Annotated in this window: 9 protein-coding genes; 2 read left to right on the top strand and 7 right to left on the bottom strand. The window is 59.3% G+C overall.

All coding sequences use genetic code 11. The features are described from left to right. Positions 1 to 422 precede the first annotated feature (422 nt). The 5 genes from KF688_15825 to KF688_15805 form a co-directional block, all read right to left on the bottom strand. Entirely contained in the window at positions 423 to 1,280 is an 858-nt protein-coding gene (locus KF688_15825; GenBank protein MBX3427146.1) for a fumarylacetoacetate hydrolase family protein, read from the bottom strand. A 69-nt stretch (positions 1,281 to 1,349) separates the two neighbouring features. Next, on the bottom strand, positions 1,350 to 2,138 hold the full coding sequence (locus KF688_15820; GenBank protein ID MBX3427145.1) for an SDR family oxidoreductase: 789 nt from the start codon (positions 2,136 to 2,138) through the stop codon (positions 1,350 to 1,352). A 71-nt stretch (positions 2,139 to 2,209) separates the two neighbouring features. Further along, on the bottom strand, positions 2,210 to 2,611 hold the full coding sequence (locus KF688_15815) for a RidA family protein (protein ID MBX3427144.1): 402 nt from the start codon (positions 2,609 to 2,611) through the stop codon (positions 2,210 to 2,212). 34 nt (positions 2,612 to 2,645) lie between these two features. Further along, positions 2,646 to 3,722 (bottom strand): Gfo/Idh/MocA family oxidoreductase, encoded by a 1,077-nt coding sequence (locus tag KF688_15810; GenBank protein MBX3427143.1) that lies wholly within the window; start codon positions 3,720 to 3,722, stop codon positions 2,646 to 2,648. Positions 3,723 to 3,943: 221 nt separating this feature from the next. Continuing rightward, complete coding sequence (locus KF688_15805) at positions 3,944 to 5,986, bottom strand: sodium:solute symporter family protein (protein ID MBX3427142.1); 2,043 nt, start codon at positions 5,984 to 5,986, stop codon at positions 3,944 to 3,946. A 258-nt stretch (positions 5,987 to 6,244) separates the two neighbouring features. On the opposite strand from KF688_15805, the gene KF688_15800 reads away from it, so the two are divergent. After that, positions 6,245 to 6,868, top strand: coding sequence for an exo-alpha-sialidase (locus KF688_15800; GenBank protein ID MBX3427141.1), 624 nt, complete (start codon positions 6,245 to 6,247; stop codon positions 6,866 to 6,868). A gap of 7 nt (positions 6,869 to 6,875) precedes the next feature. Next, complete coding sequence (locus tag KF688_15795) at positions 6,876 to 7,775, top strand: dihydrodipicolinate synthase family protein (protein ID MBX3427140.1); 900 nt, start codon at positions 6,876 to 6,878, stop codon at positions 7,773 to 7,775. 101 nt (positions 7,776 to 7,876) lie between these two features. Here the strand turns inward: KF688_15795 and KF688_15790 are convergent, their stop codons facing one another. Together KF688_15790 and KF688_15785 are read right to left on the bottom strand one after the other, a co-directional pair. Beyond that, positions 7,877 to 9,232: a hypothetical protein gene (locus KF688_15790; protein ID MBX3427139.1), complete on the bottom strand. Its 1,356-nt coding sequence runs from the start codon at positions 9,230 to 9,232 to the stop codon at positions 7,877 to 7,879. Between the two features lie 57 nt (positions 9,233 to 9,289). Next, positions 9,290 to 10,120, bottom strand: coding sequence for a hypothetical protein (locus KF688_15785; protein ID MBX3427138.1), 831 nt, complete (start codon positions 10,118 to 10,120; stop codon positions 9,290 to 9,292). Positions 10,121 to 10,124 lie beyond the last annotated feature (4 nt).

Below are 10,124 nucleotides of genomic sequence, written 5' to 3'. Positions count from 1 at the left end.
AAAACGTGCGCCGCTCACGCCGCGGCTCCCCCGACGAGGGGGCCTGAGAATCGCTGGACATCGCAAGGGTCTCCTTCGTGCGTCATGCTAACGACTGTCAAGGAGAATTCCACTTCCGACTGAGGCAGGACAGGGAGAGCAGGCGGAGGGGAGCGACGAGCTCGCAATACAGTCTGTTTCCAACGGGACGCTTGGCGAACGGGTGCGCGTAATCTCAAGACCATGAGGTGGTTGGCAACGCCTGTTGACTTGCCATGCGTATGGTAGTCAGATGTCGCCCCACACTGAAGAGGCGACTCGACAATTGCAGGAAGTGTCGGGCTGCGGCAACGCCAAGAGTGAGGAAGAAGCTATTTCAAATGTCAATCACATAGACACGCTAGCCTTCGACCGCAGATTGCGGCTTGATGCCTCAGACTCGTTCACAGCTCAAGGACGCACGAATTGCGGAGAACCCCAATTCCTTCGATTTCCACCTCGCAAAGGTCGCCGTCTTGAAGGTAAACGGGAGGTCGGCGAGCAAAACCTACGCCCGGAGGAGTTCCCGTGAAGATAAGATCGCCCGGATTGAGAGGGAATATGGCCGACAAGTACGAAACGACGGACTCGACCGAGAAAATGAGCTGATTCGTATTGGACTGCTGCATCGTCTCCCCGTTCAAGCGGAGGGAGATTGCCAGAGACTGTGGGTTGGGAATCTCATCCTTCGTGACGAGCCAAGGACCAATCGGAGCAAACGTCTCAAACGATTTTCCGAGCGTCCATTGTCCTCCCGGTTTCTTGAGCTGCCAGTCTCGGGCCGAGACGTCGTTGCCGATTGTATATCCGGCGACGTAGTCCATGGCCTCGGACATTGGGACGTGGCGTGCTCGCCGCCCGATGACCACGACCAGTTCCGCTTCGTAGTCGACCTCGCTGCTCGTGGAAGGCAAGTGTATCGCCTCGTCCGGCCCCGCAAGGGCGGAGACGCACTTAACGAACACAATCGGCTCTGACGGGATGGGCATGCCGCTCTCGAGAGCGTGATCGCGATAGTTGAGCCCGATACCGAGGATGCCCCCCGGCTTGAGTATCGGGGCTGCGAGGGGCGGGCGGGCGAGGCGCGGAGTTGATTTGTCGTGAAGAACTTGTTCCGCTTCGGCGAGCAGATCAAGTTCGAGAACTTCCTGAATCGAGGACGGACGCGCATCCAGGTGCGTCGAAAGGTCGATCACGTCGTCGCCCGACATGACTCCAGGAAGGAACCGGCCATCGGCGGAAACAAAACTGACAAGTCTCATTGGATCAGATTCGCTCGGTGTGCGTTGAAGACAGGGACGCGAGCAGCGTCCCGAAACGAACGGACGGAGCTAGATCGCGGTCCAGCCGCCGTCCACCATCAAGTTGACGCCAGTGACGTATCGACTGGCGTCGGAGGCGAGAAATACGACAGCCCCTTGCAGATCTTCCTCGTTCATCATCCGTCCCAGCGGACAGCGTGCGCAATAGGCTTCCTGAAACGCCGGGGGACTTTGCGGGTCGAATCCTCCTGGCGAGACGGCATTGACGCGAACCCCGCTCCGCCCGTACTGGGCGGCCAATGCCCGGGTCAGATTCGTCACGCCCCCTTTGAGGAATGGATACACGATCGGCGGTCGATTGCCGGCCGAAGCATATAGCCCCGGGTCGTTCCCCACCACGCCGTAGATGCTCCCGATGTTTATCACGCTTCCTTGGCCGCGTTCGACCATATCGGCGCAGAATCGCTTGCAAGTCCAGATCAGGCCCACCAGATCCGCCTGCGCTGAGCTAGCAAGGGACTCGAGCGTGACGCTTTCGATCGGGTTCATGTCTGGAGGACGCGACAGTGCGCTGTTTACCAGAATATCAACCGGACCGAAACGAGAGGCGATTTCGTCATGGAGCGCATCAATTGACCGGCCGTCGCCCAAATCGACCGAGAGACCGTGAGCCGCGAAACCCAGCTTGCAAAGCTTTCCGGCGTAGGCTCGGTTATTTTCCAGCGAACGTGACGCGGTGATCACCGTGGCGCCTGCTTCCGCGAGCGCCTGCGTGCAACAGGAGCCGAACAGCGGACCGGCTCCTCCGGTCACCAACGCGAGCTTTCCGTCGAGGCGAAATTTATCGAGAACGGACATGGAGGCGTAAAGTTGTGATCGTACTGGGCTATCAATAAGGGACCTGAGCTAGCGACTTGCGTATGAGACAGCTATTCGAGCGGCGGATGGACGGCAATCGCATCAACTTCGAATTTGAGAAGATCGCCCAAGCATCCGACGATTGTCGTCCGCGCAGGATACGGCTGGTCGAAATACTCGCGGTAGATCCGGTTGAACTCCGGCAGATCCTCCTGTTGCGCGACAAATGCGGAGAGCTTGACAACGTTCCGTAGCGTAAGTCCAGCACCCGCCAGCACATGCCTGAGGTTTTCGAACGAGCGTCGCATTTCCCCGGAAAACGTATCGCTGACAATGCGCCCTTCCCCGTCGACCGAGGCTTGACCGGACACGAAGACGAACTCGCCGCAGCGCACGGCCGGGCTGAAAGGGAGATCGCTGCTCGGAACTCCCCGCCCGGCAATTGATTCGAATAGGCGATAATCACTGCTCATTGATCGATCGATCCGTTGGGTAAGCTTGCCACCATCAAGTGATTTGAATCGGTTCGACCCACCGCTGCTCGCGCCACGAGTCGAGCACTGCCTGACAGGCGGCAAGAGTCGATGCGCCCTCGACAAGACTGCAGGGAGGATCGACGTGTCGTTCGACTGCGTCGAGAAACGCTTCGGCTTGTCGCTGATAGAGATCATCGCGGTTGCGCAGCGGAGTCGGAACGTCGTGCCAAGAGCCGGCGACGCCGTCGATCCACTGCCACCGAGACAAGTGGTTTTCGAAGCGGCACATTCCCCGTTCGCAGACGACTGTCATCGTCAATTCGTCAGCCCCTTGAAACTGGTTTAACACGTAACAACCCAGAGCCTCGCCTTGTCGGGTCAAGACGGCGGCGGCGTCTTCGACCTCGACGCCTGGCAGAGCCAAATGCTCGGCGTCGGCGCAGAGGCGGGTGATCGGACCGACAAGCCAACGCCCGCAATCCAGTAAGTGGGTGAGAGCATCCTGGACGGCGCCCCCTCCCTGAGCGGGGTTGTTGTAATAGATTTCACGGTACTGAGGACGATACGTCGGGAAGTGCTGGCCGCCAACGATAATGAACTGCTTGGGTGTACCCCAGCGTTGCGACGCGAGTTCCGCCGCCATTGCAGTCAACGCTGGGTGTACGCGGTATACGTAAGCGACGCCGGCAATGAGATCCTGACTCTTCACGATGTCGAGAAGTTCGGCGACCCGCTCCAGTGACGTGCTCAACGGCTTCTCGATCAGCAGGTGCGATCCTCGACGGGCAAGTGCGATCGCTTGGTCAACGTGCAAGTCAGCGGGCGTCGCAATCACAGAGATGTCAGGAACGTAATCCGTCAGTTCATCCGTGCTCTTGAAATCTGCGGCCAGATCGTACCTGTCGGCAAGTTGTCGGAGACGTAACTCGTTCGGTTCGCACACAGCGACGGTACACCGTCTTGTGGCGAGAAAGGATCGGACATGACGCTCGCCGATTGATCCGCCGCCGATCACGAGAACTTGATGAGTCTTACTCACGCGCATCTCCTTGACGATACTTATCCGTCCTCTCCGGCGAAGCCGGCCCGCGTTCGACCACTCGTCCATCGTCGGCCTCGTCGACGTCTCCCTCGCGCAGGGCTCGCCACAGAAACCTGAGATCGAACGCTCCGCCGACTGCGACAACCAATGTAAATAGTGCGCACAAAACGGCGTTGATCGCTACGTACCAGAAGACGAACTGCGACCAGGGGGCAAGGTCCGAGTTGAAAGTGATAGTCCACATTGGAAGCGGAGAGGAGGGGGTGCTGCGGGGTTCGCGTGAAATGCTATGCCTCAGCTTCGTTCTGAACTTGCACGTCGCGTGCAAGATCCCAGAACCGAGTGGGCCCGCCGGATGCCAGCGAGACGACTACCAACGCGACGAGCGCAATGACGTATGTCCCGAGTCCCGTCGTTTCTGAAGCAATGGGATAGATGCCGTCCGGATGTCGCATTGCGTAAATCTGTCGCGAGGCCAAGTCCGCAAGCGGAAGTATCAAACAGATCAGGACGGCCGCGTAGGCTCCCGCTGTCGTCGTTTTGGACCAATACATGCCCATGAGCATTGCGATCCCCGTGCCGCCGATGATATTGGCACACAGCCACAAATAGTCCCACAGCGGCAGAGTCGGCGAGTAGAACATGCCGAATACGAAGAAGAGGCCGCACAAGGCGACGATCGTCATACGAACGGCGCGGATGTGCGTTTCGGGCGACAGGGGACTCTTCAAGAACGGGCAAATGCAGTCGTTGACGATCGCGGTCGACCAACTCAAGACATATTGATCTGTCGTCGAGATATCGGCGAACACCAGACCGGACAACAGCACGCCCATCAGTACGGGCGGTACCACGGACGACAGGTAGTAAGGCGTCGCCAAGGTACTCCATTCGGCCTTTGACGCTCCCAGCGCGTCTGGGGGAGTTTCGCCGAGCGCGGCGAGCGCGCACACACCAAGCCCGAGAACCACGAACGTACGACCGTTCGTAAAGAGAGAGCTTAACAAGAATGCGCGCGAGACCGTCTTGGGACGGTCCATCGAGGCGTACTTCTGCAGGTAGGGTCCATAGGAGAACTGCAGCAGAACGCTCATCGTCATCAGCCAGGAAAACCAGACGAAGCCGTAAGCGTCGCCTTCAGCGGCAAACGGATAAAAGCCTGCGAGTCCTTTAGTATTCTCCAACGTCGTCCATAGGTTTTGAACGCCGATGTCGGCGATCAGATAGAAAAATAGCCAATAGATCGCCACCATTATCACGATCATCTGCAGAAAGTTCGTGACGATAAGCGTCACGTAACCGCCCAGAAACGTGAATATCACGGTGCAACTCAGGAGCGCTCCCATGAGAATCCATTCCGTGGGGGCGGTCAGTCCCCACTGGGAGACGACGGCAGGCGCGTCGATTAGAGCCCGTAGAAAGCGAGCGCCGATGATCGGAAAAATGCACATCTGCAGCACGCCAGCCAGTGCATTGAGAATGCCGGAGAGGATCCTCAGTCGACGCGAATAACGCATCTCGAGGTACTGCGATACGGTCATCACTTTCGACGCTCGAAATCGCTCGATGCCAAAACCGAAGATTCCGAACAGGGGTGCCAGGATGAGTGTGCTGAGCAGGCCGATAAGAATGAAACCAAATCCGCGGAGATAGCCCTGCTCGCAGATGGAGACAATCGTGACTAAACCGACCTCGCCTGCGATGCCAGCGCCCATGCCCAGCCACAGTCGCACTTTGCGGCCAGAAATGAGATAGTCCGCCACGCTGCGGCACTGCTGGTTGATCTTGACAGCGATCGTCAGGAGCAGAACAAACGAACCTCCCAGTATCCACCAATCAACCGGGGCCACGTTCATCGCGATAAGCAGCGACTGAGTCGGCGTCATTGATCTTTGGAGAAAGGGAACATCAAGCGAGGGACGATCGGTCAGCGTCGGATCGCGCTCCAAGATGCCTGGTATTGCAGCCCAACTCGTGCAAAACCAGTCCAAGTCAGCGCCGACTTGCGGTGGTTTATTTTGCTCGTAAAATAACTCTCTGTCAATGGCGTATCCCAAGCCTATCCTGCTGCGCATGAGTCGAGACCCATGGGGACGATTGAAGTTGTCGGCACGGGAATCGTTTATCGCAATCCGCTGCCCCATTTGCACAGTCGCCATGCGTTCTTTCCGACGGCGGCAGAACTTCCGTCGGGCGAGGTCTTCGTCGCTTTCGACCTCGGCAGCGCCTTTGAGGCGATCGACGTTCGATCGGTATGCAGCCGATCGTGCGACGGCGGCGAGTCGTGGAGCGAGCCGGTCGCGATTCTCTTGCCCGACGAGCGGACGCACATTGTCTCGACGACGTGCCGCGTGGGACAGGTCAGGCCGGGCGAATTGTTGGCCTGGGGATGCCTATTCGATCGGAGTCGCCCGGACCTGGGACTCTTGAATCCCGAGACGCGCGGGTTCTGTCGTACCGACTTCGTAACTCAGCGATCTCTCGACGGAGGCCGCACATGGTCCCGGCCGCTCTCCGTCTCGCTCCCCGTGGACTGGCCATCGTTTGAAACGTGCGCCCCCCCCTTCTCCATAGGGGAGGACCGACTCTTGGTAGTCACCAGCGCTTGGCCGGATTGGTCAGGCCGAGAAAGCCCTTGGCGTCACGACGGACTGGCGTTCGCCTCTCGCGACGGGGGCGAAACGTGGGGCGAGTTGGTTCAGGTCGTTCGTCAAGACCATCCATCGCTAGGCGCCTTCGAACAAGCCTTGACTCGACTCAGCGACGGCCGCGTCCTTGCGATCTGCTGGAACTACGACATCGCGCAGTCTCGCTCGCTGTCCAATCGGATCGCCTTCTCGAACGACGGATTCGCGTTTGGAGCATGCCGCGATGCGCCGCTGAAGGGAGAGACGTGCCGCGTTTTGGGATTGCCGTCCAATCGCGTGCTGGCAGTGTATCGTCGCGTCGACAGACCGGGTCTATGGGCGCAACTGGCGCGAATTGACGGCGACCAATGGATTCCAAAGGCCGACTTGCAGTTGTGGACGGGGAGCCCCAGCTATGGCGACGCTGCTGACTTGGACGGCGGAGTTGCGAAGATGAGTTCGCTTAGATTCGGGTGTCCGACCGTTGTTCACCTGTCCAACGGCGAGGCGTTCGTGGCATTCTGGTGTTTTGAAGATTGCATTTCGGTCATCCGCTGGTTTCGCCTCGCCATTCAAGCTGAATAGGTTTGTCATGCCCTTGGACTCAGCGCTTGCGCCCTGCTTCATTTCGGCGATCGGCACCCCCTTGGATGATGGCGAGGAGCTCCATCGCGAAGGACTACGAGCTCACTTAGAGGATCAAGCCCGCGGCCAAGTGGACGGAATCCTGGCGGCCGGCACGATGGGCCTTCTGCAACTGCTGTCGGACGCGGTCTACCGCGAACTGATTAAGGAATGCGCAGAACACTGGGCATTGCACGGCCCTACGCTGGCGGGAGTCGGTGATTGCAGTTTTACGCGGACGCGTGATCGCATCCGTGTCGCCAACGAGTTCAAGATTGACGGCGTCGTCGTCCTTGCGCCGTATTTCATTAAGTTCTCTCAGGAAGAGTTGATCGATTACTACCGGGCGTTGGCCGACGAATCGCGGACGCCGCTCTATCTTTACGATTTGCCCCAGCGAACAGGAACGACGTTAACCTTGGACACCGTACGGACGCTGGCGGTGCACCCCAATATTCGCGGCATCAAGTGCTCCGGGGACGTCGCGCAAGCGCGCTTGCTGGCCGATGAGTTGGCGGGGCCCGCATTTCGCGTAATTCTTGCACAACCTTTGCTCGTCGATGCATTGCTTCGGTCGGGCCACGCCGAGCACCTCGATGGGGCGTTCAGCATATTCCCCAATTGGGTGCGGCTCATGAAACAGGCGGCGAAGGACCACGCGTGGAATCGCGGACAGGAGTTGTCCCGAGCAATGGCTGCTTTAGTCGGGGTTTTGCAGCGCTACGGCGTCTTTCAGGCCATGACTGGCATTCTCAACGCCCGCGGGATTCCCGGAAATTTCGCTCCCCGCCCGTATCGTCGATTGTCGGAAGCTGACTTGTCTTCTCTGCATGCCGAGGCGGCGGTCGTCGCGCTGCGCCAAGCGTAGCAGAAACCCTCACCGGACCTGTTGCCGTAGCAACATATTCTTGCGAACTCGACATCACAATTGTCGCTTTCTGGCAGACGCGAACAGGGTTGCCGCCAGAACTAGGACGAGGTGCCAGCGGCCCGTGGTCCGTTGTCAATCTCCCGATAGAGATGAAGCACAATGTTGTTTTCGCCCGGAGCAGCTGGTGCATCGTAGTGATACTCGACCCAGACGGGGCGATCAGGGCCTGGGGTGTCCAGCAGGTGTACGACGCCGGCTTGCGGATCGTAGCCGCCGCCAAATTCATAATCTGCAATGATTGGCGTGCCAGGGCGCTGCTCGGCGTTGACGCAGTAGTAAGTCGACAGCCAGTCGCCGCCAAAGTAAGCGTCCAGGTATAGATTGTAGCGGACGCGTCGACCCAAGTGACTGCGGAGAAAACTCGCGTCGTCGCCATCGATTTCGAAATTGCGGTTGAAGTCGTAAGCCGGAACGAAACCCTCGGCGCCGACGTCGCCGTCGAAGTACGAGTTGGCTGCGTAACCGACTTGGCCGAAGCAGAAGCGCGCGCCTATTCGTCGCTCGAGTTCGTACAGATCTCTCGCATCGATCGTGCCTGTCGTTTCCGCCGGAACCTGAATAGTCCGTCCGAACGAACGGTTCCAGGCGGGCCGACCCGAGACGCGAATCATTCCAAGTCGCGGCTCGTCGAGCGGCACGTGCATCGCGGCTGCCAAATACTCCAAATCGCCGCATTCGCCAGTCTCGGGATCAAACACTCGCGTCAAGGGATCTTGGGTGTCCGTCAGGTACAACCCGTGGCACTGCACTACCGGCGTGCGGGGCGTGGTCACGTAGACGGCGTTGTGCATCGACAACAGCTGGACGGTGCGCTGTGTGTAGTAGTTGCGACCCGTCCTTTCAGGATTGTCCCACACTCCGCGCACTGCGCTATTGAGCAGCGGGTATTGCACGTTGCCTTCGATAGTCGTACTGAGAGGCTTGTTCGCAACGAGCACGGATCGACCCGTCGCCGCGTCGGTTGCAGCTTGCTCCAACGGAATGTGCGTTCGGAATCGCGTATGCAAATGGCCGTGAACGAGATCCCACTCGTATTCGTGAGTGTAGAGACCGTGATCGGCGTACGGATAGCACAACAACGTGTGCGACACAGCCCATCGGGGACGACCGGCGGGATACTCGACGCGCGGATCACAAGGATAGATGCCGCCATCGGTGAACGAATCGTCCTGCACATGAAGGTCGTCGCTCCATGCCACTCGTCCGGACGACGGGTCGCGGAGCGCGCCGGGAAAGAACGTGGTTCGACCGTCGCCGCTCAAATGAACTGTCACGCGATTAGCGCGTCCCCATCGCTTCTTGTGAACACGCCACCCCTGCGGCGTCCAAATTCCCATCCATTGCGCGGGGTCGTGAATGATGTTGGGCTCGAACAGTCGCTCAGGGTATTTCATCGCTGAACGGCATCTCTGAAAACGAGAATCGGGGCAGACAGAACAGTATGCAATGAGTCAGAGGCGATCGCGTGCAAGTAGGTAAGCTCGCGCGAATCGGCGGCCGATTTCGAGTTTAGCGTCTTTGCCGAAATGGATGCCGTCGGACTTGAGCGCGAGGTCGCGAGTCCCGACGAACGACGCATCGTCTCGATGTGTCGCCAGTGCGAAGTGCTGGCGCGCCGTCTTCGCACGGCGGGGGTCGGACTGGCTGGCGGCGATTTCTCCGATGACGGCGTGCATGCCGTCGCTCGCTCCGGCGTATCTCGCCTCCAGCCATGCGTGCAGATCGTCGATAAACGCGTTCAGGCGCGGTCCAGCCGCAGCCGCTTCAGCGTCGCTGTTGCTTTCCCCCTGGAGGTACAGCAGGCCGCAGACGCGAAATCTCACGCGTTGCTCCACCAACGCATCAAGGCAGCCTCGGAGAACGTCGAGAAGGTGTCCCCACATGTGCCCTTGCGCCGGAGCTTCGCAGAACGCACGGCGGCTCCAATAGGTGTTGCCCCCTCCTCCACGACTGACCTTGATCAGCGTGAGGCGACGCCAACCGGCGACGTGCATCGCACGAGCGAAGGCGAACTCAGGACCCCAAAACGTTCGATCGGCTCCTTCGCCTTGTTGGGCGTGCAGCGTCCGGAATTCGTTGTTTGAGTTGCCGTACAACCGCGGCGGGTATTCCGTATTCAAGGCGTGAACGTTCGACCACGCGAATTCCACGTGTTTGTCGGCCGTGTTTCGACCGGGATCGGAGGCCTGTTCCTCCAGGCACGTCGTGCCGAGCATATTTGACTGCCCGACGAGGAGGAACACGGGCGTAAGCGGGGCCGGTTCCGCAAGGAGATCGGACATGGGC

Source organism: Pirellulales bacterium (genome assembly GCA_019636345.1).
Taxonomy (GTDB): Bacteria; Planctomycetota; Planctomycetia; order Pirellulales; family Lacipirellulaceae.
Note: the sequence above shows the minus strand (reverse complement) of the source record. Positions and strands in the feature narration are given on the sequence as shown.